Source organism: Cohnella sp. (assembly GCF_041640265.1).
Classification (GTDB): domain Bacteria; phylum Bacillota; class Bacilli; order Paenibacillales; family Paenibacillaceae; genus Cohnella.
The window spans coordinates 41,149-67,445 of sequence record NZ_JBEQAP010000014.1 but is presented as its reverse complement, the minus strand read 5'-3'; the positions used below and the strand labels follow the sequence as shown (position 1 = coordinate 67,445).

General features: G+C 45.9%; 22 protein-coding genes. 9 read left to right on the top strand and 13 right to left on the bottom strand.

From position 1 onward, the window contains the following. Nucleotides 1–532 precede the first annotated feature (532 nt). Nucleotides 533–1,804: a GTPase HflX gene (gene hflX / locus ACESLK_RS12625; protein WP_373229817.1), complete on the top strand. Its 1,272-nt coding sequence runs from the start codon at nt 533–535 to the stop codon at nt 1,802–1,804. A gap of 38 nt (nt 1,805–1,842) precedes the next feature. Here hflX and ndk read toward each other — a convergent pair whose 3' ends face one another. The 4 genes from ndk to ACESLK_RS12605 all read right to left on the bottom strand — a co-directional run bounded on the left by ndk (nt 1,843) and on the right by ACESLK_RS12605 (nt 4,251). After that, the gene (gene ndk / locus ACESLK_RS12620; RefSeq protein WP_373229850.1) at nt 1,843–2,256 is read right to left on the bottom strand and encodes a nucleoside-diphosphate kinase; all 414 of its coding nucleotides are present in this window, start codon (nt 2,254–2,256) and stop codon (nt 1,843–1,845) included. A gap of 118 nt (nt 2,257–2,374) precedes the next feature. Then, nucleotides 2,375–2,578, bottom strand: coding sequence for a hypothetical protein (locus tag ACESLK_RS12615; RefSeq protein WP_373229816.1), 204 nt, complete (start codon nt 2,576–2,578; stop codon nt 2,375–2,377). Between the two features lie 35 nt (nt 2,579–2,613). Further along, the gene (locus tag ACESLK_RS12610; RefSeq protein WP_373229815.1) at nt 2,614–3,276 is read right to left on the bottom strand and encodes a DUF6036 family nucleotidyltransferase; all 663 of its coding nucleotides are present in this window, start codon (nt 3,274–3,276) and stop codon (nt 2,614–2,616) included. A 114-nt stretch (nt 3,277–3,390) separates the two neighbouring features. Further along, nucleotides 3,391–4,251 (bottom strand): copper amine oxidase N-terminal domain-containing protein, encoded by an 861-nt coding sequence (locus ACESLK_RS12605; RefSeq protein WP_373229813.1) that lies wholly within the window; start codon nt 4,249–4,251, stop codon nt 3,391–3,393. 180 nt (nt 4,252–4,431) lie between these two features. Between ACESLK_RS12605 and ACESLK_RS12600 the strand changes: the two genes are divergently transcribed. From ACESLK_RS12600 to ACESLK_RS12590, 3 genes are all read left to right on the top strand, one after another. Beyond that, nucleotides 4,432–4,761, top strand: coding sequence for an ArsR/SmtB family transcription factor (locus tag ACESLK_RS12600; protein ID WP_373229812.1), 330 nt, complete (start codon nt 4,432–4,434; stop codon nt 4,759–4,761). Between the two features lie 175 nt (nt 4,762–4,936). Next, complete coding sequence (locus ACESLK_RS12595) at nt 4,937–6,658, top strand: SulP family inorganic anion transporter (RefSeq protein WP_373229811.1); 1,722 nt, start codon at nt 4,937–4,939, stop codon at nt 6,656–6,658. 8 nt (nt 6,659–6,666) lie between these two features. After that, a complete protein-coding gene (locus tag ACESLK_RS12590) occupies nt 6,667–7,002 on the top strand; it encodes a hypothetical protein (protein ID WP_373229810.1) in 336 nt (111 codons plus the stop codon). On the opposite strand, the gene ku is transcribed toward ACESLK_RS12590, so the two are convergent. The 8 genes from ku to pelA form a co-directional block, all read right to left on the bottom strand. Further along, nucleotides 6,996–7,829 (bottom strand): non-homologous end joining protein Ku, encoded by an 834-nt coding sequence (gene ku / locus ACESLK_RS12585; protein ID WP_373229809.1) that lies wholly within the window; start codon nt 7,827–7,829, stop codon nt 6,996–6,998. The genes ACESLK_RS12590 and ku overlap by 7 nt on opposite strands. Nucleotides 7,830–7,910: 81 nt before the next feature. Beyond that, complete coding sequence (locus ACESLK_RS12580; protein ID WP_373229808.1) at nt 7,911–9,101, bottom strand: aromatic acid exporter family protein; 1,191 nt, start codon at nt 9,099–9,101, stop codon at nt 7,911–7,913. A gap of 672 nt (nt 9,102–9,773) precedes the next feature. After that, nucleotides 9,774–10,496 carry a twin-arginine translocase subunit TatC gene (gene tatC, locus ACESLK_RS12575; RefSeq protein ID WP_373229807.1) on the bottom strand — a complete coding sequence of 241 codons (723 nt, stop codon included), beginning with the start codon at nt 10,494–10,496 and terminating at the stop codon, nt 9,774–9,776. A gap of 158 nt (nt 10,497–10,654) precedes the next feature. After that, nucleotides 10,655–10,879, bottom strand: coding sequence for a twin-arginine translocase TatA/TatE family subunit (locus tag ACESLK_RS12570; RefSeq protein WP_373229806.1), 225 nt, complete (start codon nt 10,877–10,879; stop codon nt 10,655–10,657). A gap of 40 nt (nt 10,880–10,919) precedes the next feature. Continuing rightward, nucleotides 10,920–11,741, bottom strand: coding sequence for an ABC transporter ATP-binding protein (locus tag ACESLK_RS12565; RefSeq protein ID WP_373229805.1), 822 nt, complete (start codon nt 11,739–11,741; stop codon nt 10,920–10,922). Between the two features lie 4 nt (nt 11,742–11,745). Continuing rightward, a complete protein-coding gene (ntrB, locus tag ACESLK_RS12560; protein ID WP_373229804.1) occupies nt 11,746–12,600 on the bottom strand; it encodes a nitrate ABC transporter permease in 855 nt (284 codons plus the stop codon). Nucleotides 12,601–12,605: 5 nt separating this feature from the next. Continuing rightward, a complete protein-coding gene (locus tag ACESLK_RS12555) occupies nt 12,606–13,880 on the bottom strand; it encodes an ABC transporter substrate-binding protein (protein WP_373229803.1) in 1,275 nt (424 codons plus the stop codon). 637 nt (nt 13,881–14,517) lie between these two features. Continuing rightward, nucleotides 14,518–19,002, bottom strand: a complete 4,485-nt coding sequence (pelA, locus tag ACESLK_RS12550; protein ID WP_373229848.1) for a pectate lyase — start codon at nt 19,000–19,002, stop codon at nt 14,518–14,520. Nucleotides 19,003–19,423: 421 nt separating this feature from the next. On the opposite strand from pelA, the gene ACESLK_RS12545 reads away from it, so the two are divergent. From ACESLK_RS12545 to ACESLK_RS12525, 5 genes are all read left to right on the top strand, one after another. Beyond that, nucleotides 19,424–19,756 (top strand): hypothetical protein, encoded by a 333-nt coding sequence (locus ACESLK_RS12545; protein WP_373229802.1) that lies wholly within the window; start codon nt 19,424–19,426, stop codon nt 19,754–19,756. After that, nucleotides 19,753–20,280, top strand: a complete 528-nt coding sequence (locus ACESLK_RS12540) for a hypothetical protein (RefSeq protein ID WP_373229801.1) — start codon at nt 19,753–19,755, stop codon at nt 20,278–20,280. The genes ACESLK_RS12545 and ACESLK_RS12540 overlap by 4 nt, the downstream gene beginning before the upstream one ends. Nucleotides 20,281–20,405: 125 nt before the next feature. After that, nucleotides 20,406–21,050 carry a hypothetical protein gene (locus tag ACESLK_RS12535; protein WP_373229800.1) on the top strand — a complete coding sequence of 215 codons (645 nt, stop codon included), beginning with the start codon at nt 20,406–20,408 and terminating at the stop codon, nt 21,048–21,050. A 42-nt stretch (nt 21,051–21,092) separates the two neighbouring features. Then, on the top strand, nt 21,093–21,569 hold the full coding sequence (locus tag ACESLK_RS12530; RefSeq protein WP_373229799.1) for a hypothetical protein: 477 nt from the start codon (nt 21,093–21,095) through the stop codon (nt 21,567–21,569). A 41-nt stretch (nt 21,570–21,610) separates the two neighbouring features. Beyond that, nucleotides 21,611–22,384 carry a hypothetical protein gene (locus ACESLK_RS12525; protein WP_373229798.1) on the top strand — a complete coding sequence of 258 codons (774 nt, stop codon included), beginning with the start codon at nt 21,611–21,613 and terminating at the stop codon, nt 22,382–22,384. A 74-nt stretch (nt 22,385–22,458) separates the two neighbouring features. Here the strand turns inward: ACESLK_RS12525 and ACESLK_RS12520 are convergent, their stop codons facing one another. Further along, the gene (locus tag ACESLK_RS12520) at nt 22,459–26,220 is read right to left on the bottom strand and encodes a carbohydrate-binding protein (RefSeq protein WP_373229797.1); all 3,762 of its coding nucleotides are present in this window, start codon (nt 26,218–26,220) and stop codon (nt 22,459–22,461) included. Nucleotides 26,221–26,297 lie beyond the last annotated feature (77 nt).

The window sequence follows — 26,297 nt, the reverse complement described above, 5'->3', positions numbered from 1 at the left end:
AAAATATCCCATAACTAAATAAGGAGGCGAATCATTTTGTCTAAGCAGCAAGGGCATGCTAATCAGAACACAACAACTCGAACATCGGACAGGAAAGGCAACAAATCAGGAAATAAAAAGTAAATTCCTAAATTGCAATCCGTGTATCCCTGTGCTACTATCGAGTTACCTTAAATGAACGGAGGGTTACGTGTGATAGACTACATCCGAGTTAGATCTTTGCGCGGCTAATTGAATAGCGCGAAAGGCTCTGCCTGTGTGCAGAGGACTCAGGATTAGTCTGTCCTATGAACCCAATATGTTGGATAATGAACGGCTTGCTCTTAACTGCAAAAGGAAAGAACCTCTTCTTTTTGCAGTTAAGGATGGATGGCATCCGTTTCATTTCTCTATTCATAGGTCTGATCCAGCAAGCGGCGAACTTCGTCTTCTTGCGTTCTTTTTCCGATGTCCTCTAACGTTTATCTCAACACACAGGCAGATCGCCTGTGTGTTTTTTGTTCGCTTCAACAAATTGGAGGATGATGAATAGATGGAACAATTACGCGAGAAAGCGATTATCGTCGGGGTGCAGCTACAGAACCAAACCGACTTCCCAAGCTCGATGGAGGAGCTGAGAAATTTGGCTGCCGCCTGTCAGATCGAGGTGATTGGGCAATTAGAGCAGAAGGCCAACCGGATAAACTCATCGCTATATATTGGCAGCGGTAAGATGCAGGAATTAAAGAAACTTTTAGAGCAAACTAACGCTTCAGTTGTGATCTTCAACGAAGAGCTCACCCCTTCTCAGATTCGCAACATCGAAGGATCGATCGATCGCAGGGTCATTGACCGTACGATTCTGATTCTGGATATTTTCGCGACACGTGCACAGACAAAGGAAGCCCAACTGCAGGTTGAGATTGCTAGGCTGCAATACATGCTTCCTCGCCTGGTGGGTCTTCGCGAGTCTTTAGGACGGCAAGGCGGTGGCGGCGGCTCCGGCCTGAAGAACAGAGGCTCCGGCGAAACCAAGCTAGAGCTTGACCGGAGAAGAATTGAGGACAGAATCTCGGCGCTGCAAGCCGACTTGGACAAAATGGTTGCAAGGCGGCAGGTTCAGCGCAAGCAGCGCCAGAAAAATGAAGTTCCCGTCGTTTGTCTGGTCGGCTACACGAATACCGGTAAATCTAGCCTGATGAACGTGATGATCGACAAGTATAATCCGGTCCTGGGCAAGCAAGTGCTTGCCCAAGACATGTTATTCGCAACGCTTGAAACCTCCGTCCGCAGCATTGAGCTGCCTGACCGCAAGACATTTCTCTTAACCGACACGGTAGGGTTTGTCAGCCAGCTCCCCCACCATTTGATCAAGGCGTTCCGCTCCACGCTGGAGGAGGTAACCGAGGCGGATCTGCTCGTTCATGTGGTCGACTTCTCCAACCCGGAATATGAGAGGCTGATCGAGGTAACGACCGAGACCTTAAAAGCGTTGGGAGCTGATCATATTCCAACCTTATACGCCTATAATAAGCTGGATTTGACGGAGTATAAGTATCCTCGGATCGACGGAAACAACGTATACCTTTCCGCAAGGAACAATAGCGGAATCGATGAACTCACTGGACTGATAAGCCAGCGTATTTTCAACGATTACGTGGAATGCGAGCTCCTTATCCCTTTCGATAAGGGAGGTTGGGTGTCCTACTTTAACGAACGCGCTCATGTACAGTCCATGAGCCATGAATATGAGGGTACCCTGCTTAAGCTGACTTGCAGAACTGCCGACTATGATAAGTATCAAAGCGAATCTGTAACGGGTTAGCGGTATCATACTGCAGAATAGCTGCATGCCCAATCCAATTACTGGGCAGTTCCAAAAAACAAACCTATTTCCCGTTCCGCGCTCTCGGGAGAATCAGAGCCATGGATAACATTAGCTTCCACCGACAACGCGAAGTCTCCTCTTATTGTACCGGGAGCCGCGTTGGCCGGCTTGGTGGGACCCATCATACTCCGGGCAACGGTCACCGCATCCTCAGCCTCCCAGATCATCGCGAACACGGGGCCGGAGGTTATGTAATCAATTAGCTCCCCGAAGAAAGGTTTAGCCTGGTGCTCGATGTAATGCTGCTTCGCCAATTCCAGGCTTACATTCAATAGCTTGGCGTCTACCAGCCTCATTCCTCTTTTCTCAAACCGCGAGATAATGTCACCGATCAGCCCCCGCTCTACACCGTCTGGCTTGACCATTATATAAGTTCTCGTTTTTTCCATGTTCTTCATCCAACTCCTCTTCCCGGTTAGTTTACAATTTTCCTGTAAATATTTATTTTATACAAAAGAGCTATCCCTCAAACAGAGAGTCTGCTTAAGAGATAGCTCGAATTGGATTTTATATCACCCCGTCGTACTCCGAATGCTCAGAAGCTACCTTCTTCCTAAACGTTTGGACAAATGACCACACCAGCTTTTGCAGGTCTTTATAATCTTCAGGCAGAGGCATGGCAAACATCCCTCTCTTGTCAGTATCTTTAAGCAGGATATCGCAGAATCGGTCCATCATAAAGTCATTGTAAGCAAGATCATTAATTCGCATGCTATACAAAACCTTATACATCGACTTTGTTATATTTAACGGGATGACACCTCCAAAAAGCTGGTATCCACTAATGGCAATAGATATTTCAAATAGCTGGCGCGGTAGTTTTCTGTGGAGACATCCTCTATCTTCTTTAAGACAGTGCTAGTCTGAGATACATCGATGCCGGATCCCAACCATTTCTCGACCAATCCAAGCACGTATTGCTTGAAAGCTGCCTCATATACTTCTTCAGGAAGGACTGTTTTTGGAATCATGATGTCTATTAAGACATTCGCGTCAACCACGCTTTCTTTGATCATCTGGATCATGTCAACTTTATCCTTATTACGGAAAGCCCCGAGTTTGGTAAACCAAATATCGTGTGCATCTACATACTTAACCCTAAGGCTCTCATATTTCTTATCGACTTCTCTAGCTCTGGACTTATAATCTGTTGGAAGGTAGAAATAATGTTCATCGAACACTTCAAGTCCGTGATCTGAGAAAACTCTTGAGAACCTAGAGGGGATAATGTCAACGTCATTTGAACCCCGATTATTTTTCCTTGCTAGGACAATTGCAGAATATCCTACGACATAAACATCAATCAAAGGTTGACCCTTTAAGTCCTTATCGACTTCTTCGAAGAGCTGAAGGATACTTTCTTGTGTGGCAAAGGGGTCATTTCCATCGAACAAATCCAGCCTATCCACAATCATCACTCCATTTGGGAACCCCATCTTTTTTAAAGATTATAACACACAAACCCAGAACCATTCCGGTTCTGGGTTTGCTTTGCTCATTAAGTTAGATGATCAAGCGCTTGATTATTCCTCGTAGATGACCACGGATTCGGATTCGGGCTCCCATTTCACGGCAGCCTTTAAGGCTTCGCTCACAAAACGAACAGGAACAACCGTGCTGCCTTTAACGATAGCTGCAGGAACATCAAGAGTTATTGGTTTACCGTCGACGTAAGCGGTCTTACTGTCAATAAAGAGTTTAACGGTAATGCCATCGCGGGTAACGGAAACGGAACGCTCTTCTTTGTTCCAGCTCACATCCGCATTTAAAGCCTCTGATATTGCCCGGAAAGGCACTAAAGTTTTACCGCTGCGAACGAACGGAGCTGTCTCAAAATCAGGCTCTTCACCGTTTACATATAGTTTGATACCCTTTTTCCCCGTTTTCTCGTACAGCTTGCCTAGCTTTTTGTAAGATTCAAGATTTTTGACGTTAGCTAGCACAGCTTCCTTCTGTACATATACTGCGTCGGTTACACTTCCGCTCTCAGCCAACATATCGGCAACAGCCGACAAAGCCGCATCCTTCTCCACGATAGCCTCAAGTTCAGCTTTCATTTCTGCTGTAAGCTGTGTATCGTATTTGGTCAGCAAAAGCTCTGCAATGACTGCCCCTGCAGGCTTGTCCTTCACATTATTGATCGCGTTAAGAAGTCCCTTGTATCCTTTATGACCCTTTCCGTATGTTGCGGATGTTACACTAGCATCTGTATCGTCTTCCACTTCCAGCTCAACGTGTATTTTCCCCTCCCCCGACTTGCTATTACCGGTTGAGACCTCTTTCTTATCTGCACCTTTACCATTTTCCGACTTCGCGAATGCCGAGCCCGTCATCAGACTTACGGCCATTACGCAGGATACGATGATCATCCAGCTTGTTCTCATTTTGTAATTGCCTCCTTTAAGTATGTACTTATCTCTACTCTCTATATATTCGTTATCAATTCGTATTTTAAGGGGGTCTCCACTCGTTTTTTGCCAGAAACTGTCGAGGGGTTATTCCGATAAGAAATATGCTATTATATTCATACATTCAAAAGTTTAACAATTAGGGAGTATATATATATGAATCAGAACATTCAACAATTTAAGGCCGACTTTTTCAAGGCTCTTGCTCATCCCATGAGAATTCGAATTCTCGAAATTCTTAGCGATGGGGGAAAAAACGTAAATGAGCTCCAACATATTTTGGGCTCCGAAGGTTCGGCTGTATCTCAGCAATTATCCGTATTGCGTACAAAAAATGTAGTAAATAGCATAAAAGAAGGAACCTCGGTGATCTATTCACTAAAGGATCCATTGATTAAAGATTTATTAGCCGTCACCAAGCAGATTTTTGACAATCACCTCGTGGATGCGATTTCATTGCTCGAGGTCATCCGAAATGAGCCATAAACGCAAAAACAAGGGTATCCGTAAGCAATACTAAGGATACCCTTGTTTTTTTATTTTTTTCAATTCTCTTTAGCGGAAATAAGTCCGCTTATTGTGATTGACTTTATGAATTTACGGGAGTAACATTTCATGTATATTCAAATAATCAAATATATGAACAAAAGAAGGTAAATAGATGAAATGGACGGGAAGATTTGAAGACTACCATGCAGCAGCATTTCGTAAGGATCTTATTTCCGGTCTAATTGTAGGGATAATCGCCATTCCATTAGGAATGGCGTTTGCTATTGCCGCCGGTGTCAAGCCCGAATACGGAATTTATACAACCATTATTGCCGGTATCTTAATTTCCTTGCTCGGTGGCTCAAGATTTCAAATCGGCGGTCCAACCGGTGCATTTATTCCGATTCTCTTCGCCATTGTCATGCAATTCGGGTACGAAAATTTATTGATCGCCGGATTTCTCGCAGGAATTATGTTAGTTCTTATGGGAGCATTTAAGCTCGGCGCGTTAATTAAGTTTATTCCTCGTCCTGTAATCATTGGCTTTACCTCTGGAATCGCCGTCATTATCTTTAGCGGCCAAATCGCTTACTTCTTAGGCCTGAGCGATATCGAGAAGCATGAAAATTTTCTGCCCAATATGATGGAAATTGCGGTGAATCTAGTATCCATTAATATATATAGTGTCATAACCGCCGGGGTATGTTTATTGGTTATCCTGCTTACCCCAAGACTTCTACCGAAGATCCCGGGTTCATTAATGGGGCTTATTGTATCCAGTATACTCGCAGCCCTGTTCTTCAAAGGAAATGTAGCAACCATCGGATCCTCCTTCGGAGCTATCCCAAGTACATTACCTCACTTTCAAATGCTGAACATCACCTGGGACCGAATTGAAATGCTGATTGGCCCAGCTATTATTATTGCCATGCTGGGAGGCATAGAATCTTTGTTATCGGCCGTTGTTGCCGATGGAATGAGCGGCACTCGCCATAACAGCAATCGCGAGCTGATTGGACAAGGTATTGCTAATATAGTTACTCCTCTCTTTGGAGGGATTCCAGCGACCGGAGCCATTGCTCGAACCGCAGCCAATATCAAGAGCGGAGCAGCCTCCCCTTTATCTGGAGTCATACACGGTGCTGTTGTTTTATTAGTGCTTATTTTGTTTGCTCCTTATGCTTCCGATATCCCGCTTGCCAGTATGGCGCCTATCCTGATGATGGTTGCGTGGAATATGAGCGAAAGAAAGGAATTTGCCTTTGTCTTGAGAACTAGAACGAGCGATTCCATTGTACTCGTCCTTACCTTTTTACTAACCGTATTTATTGATTTAACTACGGCGGTTGAAGTCGGATTAATTCTGGCTGTTATTCTATTCGTAAAGCGAATGAGTGAAGCACTGAGGGTATCCAAGGTGTTACCCGATCCCGCTGCCAAGAACGAGAAAATGAAGCCTCACATGGTAACCGAAGGTCATAACTGCCCCCAAATAAGCATATACACGATTGAGGGTCCCCTCTTCTTTGGTGTCGCGAATGCGTTTGAGAAATCGATTATGGATGCGATCAGACTAAGACCTAAGGTGTTGCTGCTACGCATGGGGAATGTACCTTTCATGGATACGACAGGCGAGTCTAATCTAGCCAGCTTGGTGAAGCATTTCAAGTCGCTTGGCGGTATCGTGCTTATTTCGGGAATTCAACCACAACCTGCAGAAGTATTGAATAAGACAGGTTTATATCACTTCATTGGAACAAATCACTTTTTCAAGCATACGGGTGACGCCATTAATTGTGCACTGCTCCAGCTGGAGCGTAACAAATGTCTAGGCTGCCAGCATTTCGCTTTCCGCGAATGCACCGCATTATCAAATAATTACTGGGGGGGATAAAAAATCCGATGAGAAAATGGATGATAGGCTTACTCGTTGTAGGGGTCATACTAATAACCCCTAAAGTTACAACGCTGATTAATCCGGAAATGGGCTGCGTCTACCTAACGGATGAGAATACCGCAGCGAACCTGCAAGACTTAACTAGCAAGATTGGCGCGGCCGTAGACAATCGCCAGCAGGAACTGGTCATCCGCTATATGAAGGGAACAACGGTAACCTCGGATATGAGGAAGGCTTTTAACGCTCAAAAGGGACTCTCTGGCTTCAGTTATTCCCATGAGGATTTTACTCGAACCCCTGATAACGATAAGCTAGTTCGTATTGTGTTTAAATATCAATGAGTTTGGTTAAAGTCCGACTGGGTAAATACGTCGGACTCGTTCTTTACGTAGTCCAAGCTTGTATGAATCGACGATAACAAATCCTCTAAGTTTGCATTCCTTTGTAGTAACGGCTCTTCCGCAACGACATTTCTAGGTATTTTATTAGTGATCTTATTTTCAATCAGGCACCTCAGAGCTTCGTCGTACTTATTTATATATTTGGAGCCAACGAAGGGTGTCGACATGGCATGGATCAATTGGTTAAACACAAATAGATGGTCATCGGATACATACGCTTTTGACTTGTTAGTTGGAGCAATGATAGGCTCCATAGATCGGACCTCTTCGTTATATAGCATAGTGGAAAGGACCAACCCTTCCTCAAGCGGCCACACCGCAGCTAGATTTTGAACCGACCTAAGCGTAATGTAGCCTATTCCGATCTTTCTCGATTGAAGGAGACACTTATGAAACAGCCGGAAGGCTTCTTCCCCCACCTCATCGGTTCCCACATAATAGTGCTTCTTCAACCGAATACGATTGATATCCGCTTCATCCACGAACTGTTCGATCACGACGCTTTTCGAGGCTGGAGGCGTAATTTTCTTTAGCTCATCCATAGTGACCTCCACAAAATTCCCGCCGCCTAAATCATATACCTTTTGTATTTCTTCCATTTCTACTTCTGCATTACAGGTATGGCAAAATTTCATATGAGCGATAGAGCCCCCGCAAGGTTTATGGGTTTGCTTAAGCGATATTTCTTTATCCTCTGTAGCGGCGTACAATTTAATAGGAACTTGAAACTTCGCGACCTGAATGGTCCCCTTCCACATGGCATGCATTTATATAACTCCTTCGCTTAAGTAATATATTTCTTTTATTACCTAATCGAAACTAAACAATACTATTATTTGAAATTATAGCTAATCAAATTTGACTGTAAGTACATCATCTACATTTAGAATTTCTTTAATCATCTTATTACCCTCAAAGTCGTATCTACAAGAGACCTCAATCGTTGTTGTTGCAAATTCGCCGTTAACCCTTATTGAAACATTCGTAATATTCAAATCATAATTTACCAATAGTTTGGAAATTTCCGCTATAAGTCCTGGCCGATCAATCGAAGAATAAGATATTTGCTTCTTTATTTGTCCTGAATTTTCAACTAGGAAATGTTCCAGTTCCTTGAGATAGGCTCTAATATATCCATAAAAATTATAAAACCCCTCAGATTCATCCGAACCTCTCCATAATTCATTTCTTTTTTGATCCAATACACGCGTAAGTAATTTAAGGTTCAATCTTTTTCCTTGAATAATTTTTTCTTGCATTGAAATAACAATTTTAAGTGATTTTTTCGAAAACTTGAGTTCATCATCGACTAAGTCAATATTCGTAAGAGTTTTAGACATGTCATGAATTCGTTCCGCCATCGTTTCAAAAGATTGGAAAATTTTGGATGTATTTTTAATTGGAGTTTTACTAAACTTCCGATCTTCTATAATAAGACCTGAAATTTCTTTTCCCTTTTTTAAGTACAGTCTAATTTCATCAATTTGTTCTTTCATGAATGGATAAGGTGTGATTTGATTTTTTTCCAAATCAAGAACAATGTAATGTAGCAGTACCCGAAGCATTCCTTCCGCCTGATTCAGGATGATTTCAGCTCTTTCCTGATGAACAGGCTTATGTATTAAATTTATGAGGGTTCCGACGCCTGTCCCTATTAACACCAACGCCATTTGGCTGTATGCCGCTTCCCAAAAATTAAGCCCTATAGTCCCCATTGTATTAATAGCTATGACAACGGAAACTAAAAGCGAATTCGTCCATTTGATGTAAACATGGAATACCATCAACATGAATGCAACAAAACCCATCGCCAAAAAAGACTCGCCTATGGTAAATAAGGCTATAGCCCCAAGCGCAGCTCCCGTTAGAGCACTAGCTGTTTGTTGGATTCCATTTCGTAATGAACGATACAGTGAAGGTTGAACAGATAAAACCGCAATGATTCCTGCGAATTGATATACATACAAATCCAAACTTTTAGCAATAAGAACTGACGTTGCCACAGCCAAGGAAGTCTTTATTACCCTCGCACCTATCATGTAAAACCACCCAGTTATAATGTTATGTTTGGGTCATATTATATCATTCCTTTTAAGTTCTCCCCAAATGCCAAAGCCCCGCTCATGGATATCCATGAACAGGGCTAATATTTCGATAAACTATTCATTTGTATTCGTTAAACCTCCGATACATGCACAACATGTACATCATTTCAGATTTGATAAATCAAACATGCTTGGCATGTAACCACACACGTCCTATTGCTTATGTCCTGTAGAATTACTATCACTCGGATACCCGCATGCCGGGAGGTGTGCTAGCATGCTTCGCCTCACGCTACGTCATCGGATGATTCTCCCTTCTATGCAAATGTATATTATTCAGTTCAGGTGATTACTTATTGGGTGTGAGCCGGGCTGACTCGTCTTCCATGAGCAGCCGATTGGTCACCTTAGGTTCACCTGAAGCTGGATAATCGAGCTGAAAGGTAGTTCATTTGATGTCTTTATTATAGCCTATTTTAATAAATAATTAAATATTCAGATTATTCTGTTTAGTCAATGCAAGGAGATATTTTCGCGCTAAATCTCTCATTTTCTCCACTATAGATAAATTTTCGCAATCCATATAAAAGAACGGCTGCTCCCCGATAGATTCCCGGTTAACAGCCGTTGCTTAAAAACCTTTTGCAGTTGTCTACTTCTATAGGGTTATGACCAGGATAGCCCCTTTTGGATTTGTTTCCGATTTACCCATACAGATAATAGGATGCTGATTTCATACAACAATATTAACGGTAATATCAAGAGTACATCGGACAAAAAATCGGGAGGCGACAATACAACCGATAATAGGACGAGAATGAAATAGGCATATTTCCGCGATTTTCTTAACAGCTGTGGTTTAAGTATTCCAAGGCGCGTCAAGAACATGACAACCGCTGGAATTTCAAATACAATGGCGATAGGAACCGTCAATCTAAACATGAATGTGAAATATCCGCTCACCGTATACATGATTTGAAACTCATCTTCCGCCAGCTCCACCATAAAAGACATGATTGTTGGAAAGATAAGGTAGAAACTAAAGCATAGCCCAATAATAAACAAGAAAAACAAACCAGGAATAAACGCAAGTGTGGCTTTTTTCTCATCCTCAGTCATCGCCGGTGTCATGAATTTCCATACCTGATAGGCGATTAAAGGAATCGTCAGAGCAAGTGCAGCTATGGCCGCAATAGCCATGTTCACCCAGATCACATCACCTGGACTGAGAATCGTTAATTTTTGATCGAGATCCTTGACGAGATATTGATAAATATCCTTTACGAATAATAAAGAAAAGATAAAGAATACAAGAAAACCAATGCCGCAAACGATAAAACGCGTACGGAATTCTTCCATATGCTCCACTACTGACTTATGCATATCCATCCTGTATCGCTCCTTCCTCAACGTCTGAAGCTTACCACCATGCGGCATTGAAAAAAGGAAAAACGAGTGAGGGCGTTGGCTGACCCCTAGCGAAAGGGGTTACTCCCTCATCCACACTCGTTTGTTCTGGCCGATTAAATTAGAACTGAGGTTTCTTCTCAGTTCGGTTTCTCGGAAATTTCAATAAGCTCTTTTTGTTTAGGTGTTTGTCCTTCTGTTTCCTTCTCATCGTAACTCTGGGTGAGCTCACGGGCTCCCTTTTTAAATTCCATCAACGTCCTTCCGAAAGCACTTCCGATTTCAGGCAGCTTGCGCGGTCCAAACACGACCAAAGCAATGACGAGAACTAAAATCAATCCAGGAATTCCGATATTACCTATCATCTTGCCACCCCCATGGTCATTTTGAATTTAACTTGCGTACTTACCTCATTTCAACGGCTGGTCTGCCGTGAAGATACTCCAGCAATTCATCTTTCAGGTCGTTATAAACGGATTGGTGGATCACCTCGCGCCGCGCACGGGGACGTTTGATCGGAACGGTAATGATCGTCTCCACTGTTGCGGCCGGACCGTTGGTCATCACCACGATACGGTCGGATAGAAGAATGGCTTCGTCAATGTCGTGGGTTACCATAATGACGGTGTCAGTACCGCCATCAGATCCGTCGTCGCCGTTTCCGCCTTCCGTCGGCTTCCACAGACTGACAAGCTCATCTTGAAGAGTGGCACGAGTAAGTGAGTCCAGCGCGCCGAAGGGTTCGTCGAGAAGGAGCACTTGAGGGCCAACCGCGAAAGCACGTGCAATAGCCGCACGCTGCTTCATACCGCCGGAAATCTCGTCCGGCCGCTTATGGCGATGCTTCCACAATCCGACCACACTGAGATAATGCTCGACGATACCCTTCTTTTCATCCCGTGAACGGTCAGGGAAGACAGCGTCGACGACCTCGTAGACGTTTCCCCATACCGAAAGCCACGGCAAGAGAGAGTAGTTCTGAAAGACGACGCCCCGATCCGGGCCGGGCCCGGTAACAGGTACTCCGCCTAGGAGTACCTGACCGGTCGTTGGCTTCTCCAGTCCGGCGACGATATTAAGAATTGTGGATTTGCCGCAACCGGAGTGTCCGATCAAGGAGACGAACTCGCCTCTTTCGATGTTCAAGTTAATATTTTGGAGGACCTGGAAATCGCCCTTCTTGGTTGGATACACCTTACTGATGTTTTCTATATTCAGATAAGACATACCGTCACCCCCCATAGCTGAATCGTTTTTCAATATAATGAAAGAATCGGTCCAAAATGAGACCAACCAAGCCGATGAGCACGATAGCAGAGATAACCCGCTCCAGGCTGAGAGAGTTCCAGCTATCCCAGACGAAGAATCCGATACCGGTTCCGCCTGAAAGCATTTCTGCGGCGACGATAACCATCCAGGCGATTCCAAGGCTCAGCCGCAATCCCGTAAGGATATACGGTAACGCGTAGGGAAGAAGCACCTTCGTCAGGAACTTCCATTTCGAGAAGCGGAAGACCGCAGCGACGTTTCGATGGTCCTTAGGAATCGACGAGACGCCAAAGGCAGTATTTACGACCGTCGGCCAAAGCGACGTGATGAAGATAATAAAGATCGTGGCCGGACCGACCGAGTGAAATACCGCCAGCCCAATAGGGAACCATGCCAATGGGGATACGGGTCTCAGCACTTGGACAATCGGGTCGAAGAGTTGCCTGCAGAACGGGGTCACGCCCATAGCTATCCCAAGCGGCACCGCGACGAGCGCACCCAATAGGAATCCGGCGAATACCCGCTGCAGCGAGGCGATTAACTGCAGCGCGATCCCCTTATCGTTAGGCCCGAAGTCATAAAACGGATCTGAGACGAGCTCCCAGAAAGTGGCCAGCGTACTCATGGGTCCAGGAAGGGATTTACCCGAGAGCCGGCTCGTTATCTCCCACAACAGGACGAGAAGCGCCATGCTCCCGAGCAAGTAACCGGTCTTGCGCAGGCCGTTTCTTAGGCCGTTCTTCCAGTGGGAAGGCAGAGCGAGGCGCCCCGGTGATAACACTCTATTTGTGACGCCCTGTTCCAATTGCTCACTCATGACGATCAACCTCCGTATTGTTTTAACGATCCCGCCGGATCGCTCGGGTCAAACGTAGCGCCGTCCAATTTGAGCTGGAATGGCTTCATGTCGTCGTCGGGAATAGCTATTCCCATTTCGCCCGCGACTTCGCGGTACAGATCCTTCATAATCAGCTTGTCGGCAATCTTCTCGTACTCCGGGTGTTGGTTCAAGTATCCAAACCGGACGTACTGGCTCATAAAGAACATGGCGTGGGACTTGCGCGGAAAATTCACGTTGCCGCCCTTGTGAAAGAGCATATAATCGTCCGTGTAGACGTGTTCGCCAAGATCGGCGCCGAGATCGTATTTACCGAGCAGTCGATTCTCGATTGTATCGGCCGGGGCGTTAACGTAGGCCTTGCCGCCGATCACCTTAGCAGCTTCTTTGCGGTTATCCAAATTATCGAGCCACTGCGACGCTTCGAGGACAGCTTTCATGACAGCCTTCACCTCGTCGGTTTGGGTGCTAAAGGTCTTGTTGAGGACAAGAGCCTTCTCGGGGTGGTCCTTCCAGATGTCCTGAGTGGAAATATGAGTGAATCCTATTTTCTCGCGGACAGCCACTCCGCCCCATGGCTCACCCACGCAGAACCCGTCCATATTCCCAACTTTCATATTGGCAACCATCTGCGGCGGCGGAATCGTGATGATCTTCACCTTGCTCTGATTTACCCCGACTGCCCCCAACCAGTAGCGAAGCCAGAGGTCGTGCGTTCCCCCTGGGAAGGTCCCGGCGAAAGATGTCTCGCGCTCTGACATTTTCTGTTCGATTGCGGCTTTAGCCGCCTTCAAATCTCGAAAGCCAGCTTTGCTGAACTCGTTGGAAAGTGTAATCGCCTGCCCGTTCACGTTGATCATCATGGCGATTGGCAGCTCGCTGCCGGCCTGGCCGCCGACCCCAGTGTAAACGGAGAACGGCATTCCGAAGAGGCAGTGGGCCGCATTCAGGTCTCCGGAGAGCAATTTGTCGCGTACCGCGGCCCATGATGCTTCCTTGGTGACGTCCACGTCCACGCCGTACTTCTCAAAGAGGCCGAGTTCTTTGGCCATGACGACCGAAGCGCAATCCGTCAGCGGAATGAAACCGATTTTGATCTTTTTTCCCGACATTACAGGCTTGTTTCCGGACGTTGCTGCCGGCTTGTTATTGCCACCGCCGCCGCATGCTGCAAGGAGCGCGCTTGGCAATACCAATGCTGCAGCTCCTGCAAGGCTAGCCTTTTTCAAAAAATCCCGTCTCGTCATCTTATCGCTCATCGGACTTTTCCCCCCACATTAATGTGTCTAAAATAAAACGCCTACCCACAAAAGCACACAACAGGATTTATCCGTTAAAAACGGCATTTCACCATTATTGTGTTGCTGCTGCGGATAGGCGACATTGCCCAGAAGACACATCTACGTGTCATACCAATAAAGGAAGCCCTGCATTCGCCGACTGTTCACGCGGAAATAAAAACGCGCAAAACAATTAGTTTCTGCAGGGCTCCATTGCCCATATGTTTGAAAGACATCATTGTCATCAAACCTATTAGATGTTAGTAATCATGACACCGTTTGTTCATTATTAATCTGTTATATTATTTATTTTATTGATTATTTCAAATTAGTCAAGTCAATTTGTTAATTTATTTTACACCATCACAAATAAATGTCATATTACCTTACATTAATCTACGGAATAATCGCCAAAGTCTCGGACTGGCCAGGGTAAGCTTAGAGGTCGGGTGGCTTTCACTTGCACATAATCTACTCAAGAAATCATTAATCGAACAAAATCGAAAAGTGGTGGTACAGGATTAGCCCCCTGTACCACCACATCTGCATAATTTTCATGATTTTTTGATAAAGTGAGCTGTCTTTAAGTGAACTTACTACTTTTAAGATAGCCCCTTTACTCCCCCTTCGGGTTCAACCCCTTAAGCACGTTCTCAATCGTCCATTGCGCTGCTTCTTCGTCCGTTAATTGCGGACGCGTATCGGTGATGATTGCGCCTGGGCCATAGTTTTGATACTCGGCGAACCGTGCATCCTTCGCTAGGAAGCCGGACATATCCGTCCAACCGATCGGGTTAATATGCGCCCCCATCTCTGTGTTCATGAATAGCACACTAGCGATGGCATTAGGATTGCCGCTCGGGTGCCACGGACGTCCGAGCCAGACCGTTCCAGAAGCTGCGTCGCTTGTCAGCTTACTGTTCAAGAACAAGTAGCCGAACGGCTCTGTGATCATCGTACTCGCTGCCGTAATGTAGCCATTGTTCGAAGAGGAACCCCGATCCAAGGAATGAATCACACTTTCCTCGAATACAGCACGGGAGCCCCCAAAGATAAAGTCCACATCGCCTTCAATGTAACATTGATAGAAATATTGTGTGCCTCCGTTCGTCAACAGCGTATCCTGGTTGCCCAGGAAACGGACGTTGATAAACCGATGACGATCACCTCGTACATTTAGTGCAACTGCCTGCTTGTTCTGCACATTGACAGATGATTCATCGAAGGAATTCTCGATAGTAAGGTTGCGTGCAGTAAAGTCATTACCGTTTACAAATACGCTTGCGCTTCCGCTCGTACCGTAAGTACCACCGATCGGGCGTTCCAGACCTGCATAATTATCATAGGTGAGAACGGTTCCTTCCGCACTTTCCCCGACTAAAGTAATAAACGGTTTATTCGCCGGAATCGTCACGACCTCTTTATAGATCCCATTAAGGATAGAAATTTCTACGGGTTCAGTATTGTTGGCCTGCACCGCATCAATCGCAGCTTGAACCGTCACGTAGTCTTTACTGCCGTCCTGTGCGACCGTTAAGTGATTCGTCATCGCGCTAAGCTGGCTGCGAAGATCACCAACCCGCTCCATATCGCCTGACTTCAGCGTTCTTCCGTCCGTGGTGACGGAGTTTGTATTTTCTGCCAGCGCATACACCCCATTTACGAAATAACCCGTCATTTTCATGGTTTCAAGTAACTGCCTGGCATAACTTCCGCCCCATGAATATCCGTCTCTTCGCTCTTGTTCGATTTCTTGAATGCTGTACTTAATCATACCATCGCGACCGGAGAAGATACCTTTATTCGTACCGATTTCGTAGAATCGGTACCAGGATACCGCACTTGGATCCTCAACAAAGTAAACGCCATTCGGGTCAGCACTTACGTAACGGATGCCCTCCAGCTTGACGGAGTCAAACCATTCCAACGCGCCCATTACGGCACGTTGAATCTCTTCCGTCTGGTTAGGCTGCGCCGCTAGGTATCGGACGATTCCTACCGACTCGGACCCTGAGATCGACGGATGCTCATAAGCCCGAGCACTCCTCGGCTCATACGTATATGGATCGTGCTGCGCACACCAAGCAGTAAGGACCCCATCCACTTCGATCTGCGAGCGTAGAATATACTCGATCCCCAGTGACTTCGCCTGCATAAGCGCTTCCACCGTTGCATTGTCGACGATCGCCGAATCGAACGGATATGCTTGATTGACGATATCATCAATCAGCTCGAGCACATTGATCATCGCGTTATCGTTAAACGTAGCGTAATTCGAATAGTAGACGCCGTCCCCCGGACTGCCGCGCTCCGGATATACCTGCGGCCAAGCGCCGGTATCGTATTGCATATCTAAGATAAAATCGATGCCGCGTCGAATGCTTTCCTTGTAGGCTGCATCGTTCGTCTCTTGATACACCTGTGAGATAAAACGAATTTCGTTAATGGTCGCGTTGTTATCGATGGTGCCAAGCTCAATGCCTGTTGGTCCAAACTGCGAGGACTTCTTCTCTATTGTGTTCCATGGACGATTGTAGGGCATTGCCTTCGTCCAACCACCGTGATCCATCTGCCATGACACTAGGTTGTTCGCTTGTTGAATAGCCTGCGCCAAATCACCAGTGAACGAGCCAGGCTTCTTCTCGTGTGCAAACGTTGCACCATTCCCTAGCTGCTCTACGGTTTCGAAGAAGACAACCGTATTGCCGAACGTATTCGTTCCCTTCGCACCCTTCTTCAATTGCAACCCTTTAAAGGCCGGCGTGAGCGACTTCCAGCTTCCCGTCGGATAGCTCAGCGTCAGATCCTTATAGTCCACCTCTGCAAGCCGTGCATTCAGCGTCACCGCCACAATGTTGCTTGCGACCGCATGTGCGCCGACGATGCGAACTTCGGGTGACCCCTGCGTTTCCGCGGCAATTCGCGCGATAATTTCATGCGCTTCAGCGGACGTGACCATCGCTTTCTCACCGAATCCGCCCTTCCCCGACATATAGCCGTGGCGAACGACTGCACCAATGCTTCCGTTGCTATCCGTCAAGCTGAGCGCACGAGCGATCATATCCGCCGCGGCTTTCCGTGTCAATGATTCATGCGGGCGAGCCTCCGCGTTGTCATCTTCTGCTACATAGCCCGCTGACTTTGCGGCTTGCAATACGTACGCATCCCATTCATCTAAGGATTTCTCCCATATGGCAGTCTGAGAAGACAGCCCTTGGAACTTATCATCATGCACGAGGCCAAGCGTGTCGTTCATCTGGGACATGAACTCGATCCGCGTGATTACGCGATCTGCTGAACGCTCCCCAGCAAGCATACCAATCGCATCTAGCTTCTTTAGGAGCAACCCTCCGATAATATCGGTGACCTCAACCTCTTCCATGGCAACCGGTGGCGGTCCTTCCGTGTCCGATCCGTCATGAATCCGCAAGTGATCGATATTCGCGCCGCCGCTCGGACCTGTCGCCGTTGCACGGATTACATTAGCGCCAGCCAGAAGTGTCGTCTTGAAGGACGCCGTTTGCCACTGGGCGAAATCTCCGGTCGACGGGAAGCCTAGTTGCGGTGCCGCAACAACTCCGTTCACAGCGATCTCGGCTGGGCGATCCTCTGCCGCACCGGACGCATAACGGTACTCCAACGTATATTCGCCGGCTGCAGGCAAACTCACCGTCCATTCAATCCATCCGCCCGGAGCGTTCGGATTGAAATCGACGAAGCCCGTGCCCGTGTATCCAGGATGCTTATTATCGATGATAGCGGCGGATAATATCGCATCCTCCGCTTCATAGATACCGTTTACCGGTGGCTCGGATGGCTGTTCGCCCCCGCCGCCGGTCCCCGGATCCTCCGTGGCCACATACGGTGTGCCCGCGATAATAATGTCATCCACGTAATGTCCGATCATCTTGCTGTTCGGCGTGAATGTCTCGAAGTAATCGACACGGTCCGCCGCCTGTTGGAAAGGTGCATTCTCTAGCTTTAATGCTCCATCTACATATACATCTGCAGTCTGAGACGTAACGTCTGCCACGACAGCGATATCGTACCAGACGCCTGCCGCAACAGTTACCAGAGGCTCGAACGTATTGTCCGCGTGTCTATAGTTCATAAAGCCGCCATTTGTCTCAAGCACCACAGAGGTCTTGCCATCACCCTTGAGGCGAACAACCTTGGTGGAGCTCGTATATGTCGGCTGCATAAATTTAAGCTGCAGCGTTATTTCACTTGCCAAAGGATCAAATGATTTGCTAAGAATCACATTCGTGCTATCACTCGTATCGTCCAGATAGACGCTCCGATTTGTTTCATCCGGTACAGCTGCAATCCGCACCGTTCCACCCGCCTCGGAAGCACTGTAACCAACCGGAAGCTCACCTATCGCCTCATTATTGAAATCGCTTTCAACAACGACAACAGGTGGCACGTATCCTTCGGGATAACCAGCTATGACAATATTATCGAGATAATGGGAGCCGGTGCTGCTGTTCGGCGTAAACGACTCCATGAAATCCACGGTGTTCGATGGACTATAGAATGGAGCGCCGTCGATTTTCAGTTCGCCGTTTACGTATATGTCGGCCGTGTCGGTGTCTGTATCAGCGATCATTTTCAAACGAATCCACTCATTCGCCGTAACCGCTGCAATCGGCTCATATGTATTATCGGCATGACGATAGGTCACGCTATTGCTTTTGGTTTCGAGGATAATCGGCGTTCCGCCGCTTCCCTTCAACCTAATGACCTTTGTGGAACTGACATACGCCTGCATCATAAAATCCATTTCAACCGTAACCTGTCCGGCCAACGGTTCGATCGACGTACTCATAATGACATTCGTAGAAGTGCTCGTGTCGTCTAGATAAACGCTCTTATCCAAGGCGTTCGGCACTTCCGCAACTCGAACCGTTCCTCCTCCTTCAGAAACCGTGAAGCCTACAGGCGTCTGCCCTGTGGCCATCGCATTAAACGTTTCATTGACCGCTTCCACCTTACCATCGAACCCTGATGCATAAGCCGAATCCGACCAGATCGGGCTCCAAGAGGATACTACAATTGCTAGTGCCAAAGGTACAACGATCCATTTGCTTACCAGCTTCATTCGTTTCAATTAATTATTCTCCTCCCATAAATCAGATTTGAGTCTTCGACTGCAATTCGATTATATGGAAGCGGCCCCCATTACGTATACAATCCTCACATTCGTGATAACTTTCTGGTGCAACGAGCGACGTGACCAAATCTAATGATTATTTTAAGAGGGAGTGATTACATCAAACGAATACCTCTAATGGTCCATGTATAAATATCCCAAACAAACTAATAATACTGAAAAATACAAATGCAGAGGGATTATTGCGATGGCGATAGATGCGGCGACGGTATTCAGTTTCTTTTTTTCAATAACTTTGATATTTGTCATTTTCTTTGCGGTAACCCCGAAAAGACTCCATCTGCTTGAAATATTATTTAATTGGTTTGTTATTTTATTAGTACACGGGACATTATTTGCCATCCTCATCTTGAATTATAAATTAATCGAGGTAAACACTAACCTGTTTTTACTCTGGTCATTCGTTATCAATAGGTTTGTCTTAATGCCATTACTGATTATTTGGTTATTGGATCTGTATGGATCGGTACGTTCCTTTTTCTTTAAGATGATATTGACTGTGACTTTCACCGCCATATTGACCGGAATCGAATACTTGTCCGATTGGTTGGAGGTGCTCCACCATGCTGAGCCTTGGCAGATATGGTGGACAGTTGTCCAATGGAAAGCGATTATTTTTATTACATACCTGTTTAAGATATGGTTTCGGAGTGTTTTTGAAAAAGAGGTGAAAACCGGGTGAAAGTACTTGTACTTCCCAATGACTTCGATATGAACGAATGGATCATTCTGGTCGCGTTAATCGCTGTATACGCTTTATTCTTCCTTCTGCCGCAGCGATTTCCGAAAACCATCACCATGTTGATTTATATGTTCAGTATTTCTCTGGAAAAAGCAACCGATTTAATTTTGGAATACCCTCCCTATGTCCTGTATTATCTAAACGACTCAATGGAATTCGAACTATTTGATTTCTTGACTTGTTTCCTGTACCCTGCCTTCGGTTATCTCATGTTGTACGTTTATGATAAGTGGAATGTACGTGGGATCACCATCTTCTTTTATCTTATGGCTTGGTCGATTTTTGCCGTATTATTCGAATGGATGATGATGAAAGTCCGAATTTTTAACTACACGGGCTGGACTCTTTTCCACTCTTATGCTGTTTATCTGTTGGTTGTCGGTTTATATATCGCTTTTTTTCATTTCGTCAAATACTTTTTTAAGAAAACAATGAAGGAAAGCTTTGGAGGCCTAAGAAATTGAATAAAATCCCTCCTTTTCGTCGAACCAGGGCTTACTTATCCGAATTTACTACGACACAACTCCATTTGAGAAACCCTTGGGTGGTCGCCTTCTTTTCCTTTGCATACCCGGGATTCGGAGCACTAATGCTGCATCGGTACGCAAAGGCTTTTATTTTGTTGTCGTGGGAGTTATTTATCAATGCCCAAGCAAAGATTAATCTTGGCATTATGTATTCGCTGCTGGGTCAATTTAATAAGGCTAAAGAAATCCTGGACGAACGTTGGTTAATGCTTTATGTCGGAATCTATATGTTTGCCCTGTGGGATAGCTATCGTACAACAGTAGATTTAAATAAACTCTACCTTCTGGCGGATAGAGAAGATGCTCCGCTAATACCGATTAAGTTTGGTGTTTGGGATATGAATTATTTGGACAAAAGAAAACCTTGGGCAGCAGTTGCATGGTCATTAATATCTCCAGGACTAGGACATCTATATCTTCATAAGGTAATAACCGGTTTTTTTCTCTTAGGTTATACCCTGGCAATAATGTACTGTTCCCATATACCGCAAGCTATTAATTACACATTTATTGGTCATTTTGCACAAGCTAAAAAAGTTTTAGATATGCAGTGGGCATTATACCTTCCATCACTTTATGCTTTTATTTTCTATGATGCTTATGTGTCGTGCGTGGAATATAACAAATTATTTGACAAAGAGCAGTCCAAATTTTTAAGGCAGAACTATCAAAACCCTAATTTTGAAATGCCCATTAAGGAAGGGTGACCCAAATTGTATGTTATAGCGACATTTGAACAATCCATTTTTTTGGAATTAGCTATTACCGCATTAGAACAAAAAGGAATTCTGAAAGAAAAGATACTCGCTGTACCTATGGATAAAAGAACAGAACCACGGAAGCTGTTTGATACCATCCATCGAGCAGACGGATTTAGTATGTTCGATGCCGCAGCGATACTGGGAACGTGTTTCATGCTTCTTGGAGCCATTTATGGTTATGTTTTGAAATGGGGTCCTATTATATGGGGAATTATCGGAGCCGTATCGGGAATTTTATTGGGTTTTGTTTTGAAGCTTTTGATCGTGAAAAAGAGTAATTACGGCACGAAAAATATAACCTCGGAAGTGGTCTTGATCATTCGTTGTGATGAACACCAATGGGAAACAGTTGAAAATATTCTTTGGGATAACACGGCATTGGGGATTTCTCGGATTAAAAATTTACAAGAGGGCACCTCAATAACGTCGGCCGACGCCCCGGTTATTTTTTCTTCTCCATACTGAAAATATTAATACATACCTGCTAAAAAAGGCGGCTTACGACATTGAATCAAATCCCTCCAGATCGCCGAGCAAGGGCTTATTTATCCCAATTTACTACGACCCAACTCCATTTGAGAAACCCTTGGGTTATCGCCTTTTTCGCCTTTGCATATCCAGGATTCGGAGCGCTGATGCTGCATCGGAACGCAAAGGCTCTTATTTTGTTATCGTGGGAGTTATTTATCAATTCCCAAGCCAAGATTAATCTTGGTATTATGTATTCGCTTCTAGGACAATTCGATAAGGCTAAAGAAATCCTGGACGAACGTTGGTTAATGCTTTATGTCGGAATCTATATGTATGCCCTTTGGGATAGCTATCGTTCAACAATAGATTTAAATCAACTCAGTATTTTAGCGGATAGAGAAGATGCACCGCTAATACCGATTAAGTTGGGCACATGGGATATCAATTATTTGGATAAAAGAAAACCTTGGAATGCGGTTGCTTGGTCCATTTTAACTCCAGGGCTAGGACATCTATATATTCATAAGGTGCTAATGGGTTTTTTTATCTTCGGATATACCATACTAATTATGTATTTTTCCCATATACCAGAAGCAATAAATTTCACACTTTGGGGTGATTTTTCACAGGCTAATAAGGTTTTAGATATGCAGTGGACATTATACCTCCCGTCCATCTACTCTTTTATTTTTTATGATGCTTATATGTCGTGCGTAGAATTTAACAAATTATTTGAAAAAGAGCAGTCCAAATATTTAAGGCAGAACTACCAGAACCCTAATTTTGAAATGCCCCTTAAGGAAGGTTGATACAAATTACAAGTAAGAAGCCCGCACTCGTCTAGAGGCGGGCTTCAATACAGTCTTGCATGTTTAATGAGTCTTTATTTAATGTCGCCGTAAAAACTTTGACTGAATACCTGAAACAGCGCTGTCCCGTTCGTTTGCCTTCCTTGCCAGATCGTCACCGATACGGGAGTCTGCGCATTGCCTCCTGCTGCGGATGAAGTCGGTGCCATGATCCGGATAGTATATGTTTCACCGTTCTTATCCTGAGCCACCGCCTGCAAATATACGTGCGAATCTTCCGTTATAACCATCCACTCGGCGGCTAGCGTTTCCAATTGCAGCCCCAGCGGTTCGGCGCGAAGCTTCAATTTGCCCTGCAGCAGGTCATTCTCGCCGTACTGCCAATCGGTTTCGATCATCAGCTTCTTCGCCTTGTCGCTGAGCCCGCTGCTTCCCGAGGGAATCGCCAGCCAGCCGTTCATCCGCATTCCCGTTCGCGGCTCGTAAACGGCCGCGACTTCCGACGTTTCCGCCGTCTTATAATAGCTGTTCGGCAGTACTTCCGCCTTGACCTCATACAAACCGGCAGGCAGGGAGACGGATGCGGAAGTGTTTCCCGCCTCGTCTGTACCGTATACTGCGCTCGTTACCGAGCTTGTTGTTCCGTCCACATGGATACGGTGGACGGTAAACCGCACCGGCAATCCCGCCAGACTGCCCGGTTCTCCGTCATCCTCCTGCGTTATCTTGGCGGCAAGCGCCAATTCCATATCGGACGACACGACAGTTGAACCCATATACTCGATGGCTGCTCCCTCTTTGGCCACCGTCAATACGGAACTTCCGTCGCTGCCGCGATAATGGGAGGCATCGTTTTGGGCGAATGCGGCCTGCAGGTCATGCGCAAGCGTATCCGCATCCGGCACCGCGCCAACGTCCACTTGGTAGCCTAACGGCGCTTTCCCCTGCTCATCTGTAACTGCCGTACCGACAACCGTTCCGTCAACGGTGAAAGTCACCGATTCCCCGGATACCGGCTGTCCGAATGAATCCGTGAGCACGGCATTCAGAACGGTCGTATCGCTCAATACGCCCGCTGCGGGTTCCACCTGCAGCTGTGTGCCGTGATAAAGCGTGAAGCGAATGGTTTGCGTAGCTGCGTTGCCTGTGTTATCGATCGCCGTCGCGATTAAAGTATGCTCGCCTTTGACCGTAATCGCCGTTCCCGTTGTCCAATTTACTCCGTTCAACTTCACATCAAGACTTTTAAGTCCACTTCCGGCATCGTCAGCCTTCACAACCGGGATGACACTGTCCGTATAACTTTGTCCGTTTTCCACGCCATCGATCGAAATCCATGGAGGCGTAAGATCGGTGTACTTCACGGTTAGAGAGTCCACATTGGCGCCGCTTGATCCGATCGCGGTTGCCCGTATCGTATTGTTCCCAGCGTTCAGAGAAACGGTCGCGCTTGCCGTCGACCAAGTACTCCAGCCGCCTGTCGGCGGAAAGGACAAGCTGCTGTTGACTACGCTGCCATTAACCGTTATCCGCAGCGGACGATCCCCGTTGCTTCCATTGGCATACCTGAACGTTAATTCATACGTTTCGGAAATGTTCTTCTTCACCGTCCATTCGATATAATCTCCGCTTGCCTGGATATAGTCTGCATACCCTGTACCGGTATACCCTGAAATTTGGTTCGCAGTAACCGGTCCGCTTAACACAGCATCTTCTGCTTCATAAGTCACAGGAATCCCATAAGCATGTACATTTTCCAAACCGGCATTGACGGTCTTCAAAATGTTTACCATATCTGTATAAGGCTGATCCTGCTGATTCACTAAGCCTATATTGAAATTCTCTCCGTCTTTACGCCCTGTAACCGCTTGGTCATAGTACGAGAAATAACCAGAGCCAACAAACAACGGATGTTCGATTTGGCTTTCGACGAAAGCTTTGAAGGCCAAACCTCTATCCGCTATACTGGGTACAGTTGTAGCCGCATTCACGGGTGACAAACCGCGCTCTGTGGTACTAAATGTATATTCCAGATTCAATAGGGGTTTTCCGTAAGTCTCATATCTGGATATCCAATCCGCGCTATTCGTATAATTATCTACAGAGAAGGCATCCACAAACTCCATGGCCGCTGAATCCCAATCCAGACTGGTCCGCCAGGTTGGTACGATAGACGCGCCCAGGAACAGGTGGTTTGTATCATATTTTTTAATTATGCTTCTGATAGTAGAGAAATAGGTTCTAGATGCTAGCTTAATATATTCCGACACATCCGCAGCCGGAACCTTGGCTATATTGATCGAAGTATCCTTTAACGCAGTGAACGATTCAGCGCTCGTACCTAGAAGCTGGTTAACGGCATTAATGTCATTGTTGTACCTTGGCGCAAGAAAATCCACGAATGCGCTTTTCGCCGGAGATGTAGAATTGTGTGTCAGTACCTCTTTTACGATATCGGCAGACCACCCAGCCTCATTATCGTAAGTATATCCGATTAACCACGGATCATTTTTCGCCTTTTCAAGCTGCGCGGTCAAAGCGGTTTCTATTATGGATTCACTCTGCGGGTCAAAAACATCGTATGTCCATTGAATCCTTCTTAGGCTGCCGGGATCCTGCAAGACCTGAATGTACGGAAACGTTACATTAGTCGGTCTTGTCCACTTGCTAAAGGCATTAAAACCCCAATCTATCAAACGTTTCTTGGTGATATCCTCCCATTTCGACTCAAAGTCGCTGCCATACTTTCTCATGACATTGGCAATGACGAAGCTTACTCTTTCTCCGTTAGAATCATTTACATAGGCAGGAGCATAAGCAACGGGATCAGGAAGCTCCTCAAACACCTGCTTCGGAGTGCCGTCCGCTTTTTTAAGCGGCGTTCCGTATCCCCACTCCCATATACTTGTAGCATCCACGCCCTTTAGAATAAATTTATACCCGTCCGGGGTAACAAACCACCATTTGTTATCGATTTGCTGTAGTCGGAAAAAACCGGTCTTAGTGTAATGTCCTCCATTTTTAATCCCGCCGTACTGATCATATTTTGAAGGGTCCAGCGAAACCTTTGATAGCAGATTTGCCTCATCCGTGTATTCCTGCTGCAGCTGCGCGTCGGATGTCACCTTTCCATCCCATGTTTCGTAAACCCATTGCCCATATTTGTCTACCATTAGGGCATCCTTCTTAAGCTCGAGAGCCATTTGCTCCACAGTAAGCGCTGGACCGGGATTCACGCCTTCCTGTCCGGTCCCTTTATAAATTTGAACTTCGGTGAGGGGGATATGCTGAAAGGCATGAGGACGCTTAATATCGATTACAATATATCTGGCCGTCTTGTTCGACATCGGTATGTTGACCGAATAGTTCCAGGTTGAGCTTGGGCTCGTTGAGGTTATTCCAGGTGATCTGATGTGTTTGGCAGCAATATAGTAAAAATCCGTTACAGCCTCAGGGCGGTACTTGACCGTAAACTCTTTAAACCCCCAAAAGCTATTGGGTGAATTCAGTACGACGTTAATACTTTCCAACGGGTAGTCCTTCAACAGGTCAAATACCACCTGTACAGTCCCTTGGGAAGTCGCACTCCCCATCCATCCGGCGTATGTTGTCGTTAATCCGTCAAAAAGCACGCCATTGGTCGAGGAAATCAGACCTGTAGCTCCCTTATCAGGCGAATTACCCCCATCCGGCGCAGGTTTATAGTAATAATTTCCGGTTTTTAGCAGAGTGCCTGCCCCCTCAACATCTCCGGCAGGGATAAACGTTGCTATCATTAGGAATGCTAGAAATAGTGCCAAAACACGAGTTTGATATCCTTTACGCCATGTTCCCATCATTCAACCTCCTCTTTTCTCCTAAAAAAGTGTTTGATAGACGCGCTAGCGAACGAGAAATCCATACTTTTGGGGCT

Bases quoted from the DNA above. Each gene is read 5' to 3' on its own strand.
- hflX (WP_373229817.1), top strand. From the start codon at position 533: ATGGAACAATTACGCGAGAAAGCGATTATCGTCGGGGTGCAGCTACAG.
- ndk (WP_373229850.1), bottom strand. From the start codon at position 2,256: ATGGAAAAAACGAGAACTTATATAATGGTCAAGCCAGACGGTGTAGAG.
- ACESLK_RS12615 (WP_373229816.1), bottom strand. From the start codon at position 2,578: ATGCGAATTAATGATCTTGCTTACAATGACTTTATGATGGACCGATTC.
- ACESLK_RS12605 (WP_373229813.1), bottom strand. From the start codon at position 4,251: ATGAGAACAAGCTGGATGATCATCGTATCCTGCGTAATGGCCGTAAGT.
- ACESLK_RS12600 (WP_373229812.1), top strand. From the start codon at position 4,432: ATGAATCAGAACATTCAACAATTTAAGGCCGACTTTTTCAAGGCTCTT.
- ACESLK_RS12595 (WP_373229811.1), top strand. From the start codon at position 4,937: ATGAAATGGACGGGAAGATTTGAAGACTACCATGCAGCAGCATTTCGT.
- ACESLK_RS12590 (WP_373229810.1), top strand. From the start codon at position 6,667: ATGAGAAAATGGATGATAGGCTTACTCGTTGTAGGGGTCATACTAATA.
- ku (WP_373229809.1), bottom strand. From the start codon at position 7,829: ATGCATGCCATGTGGAAGGGGACCATTCAGGTCGCGAAGTTTCAAGTT.
- ACESLK_RS12580 (WP_373229808.1), bottom strand. From the start codon at position 9,101: ATGATAGGTGCGAGGGTAATAAAGACTTCCTTGGCTGTGGCAACGTCA.
- tatC (WP_373229807.1), bottom strand. From the start codon at position 10,496: ATGGATATGCATAAGTCAGTAGTGGAGCATATGGAAGAATTCCGTACG.
- ACESLK_RS12570 (WP_373229806.1), bottom strand. From the start codon at position 10,879: ATGATAGGTAATATCGGAATTCCTGGATTGATTTTAGTTCTCGTCATT.
- ACESLK_RS12565 (WP_373229805.1), bottom strand. From the start codon at position 11,741: ATGTCTTATCTGAATATAGAAAACATCAGTAAGGTGTATCCAACCAAG.
- ntrB (WP_373229804.1), bottom strand. From the start codon at position 12,600: ATGAGTGAGCAATTGGAACAGGGCGTCACAAATAGAGTGTTATCACCG.
- ACESLK_RS12555 (WP_373229803.1), bottom strand. From the start codon at position 13,880: ATGAGCGATAAGATGACGAGACGGGATTTTTTGAAAAAGGCTAGCCTT.
- pelA (WP_373229848.1), bottom strand. From the start codon at position 19,002: ATGAAGCTGGTAAGCAAATGGATCGTTGTACCTTTGGCACTAGCAATT.
- ACESLK_RS12535 (WP_373229800.1), top strand. From the start codon at position 20,406: ATGCTGCATCGGTACGCAAAGGCTTTTATTTTGTTGTCGTGGGAGTTA.
- ACESLK_RS12520 (WP_373229797.1), bottom strand. From the start codon at position 26,220: ATGGGAACATGGCGTAAAGGATATCAAACTCGTGTTTTGGCACTATTT.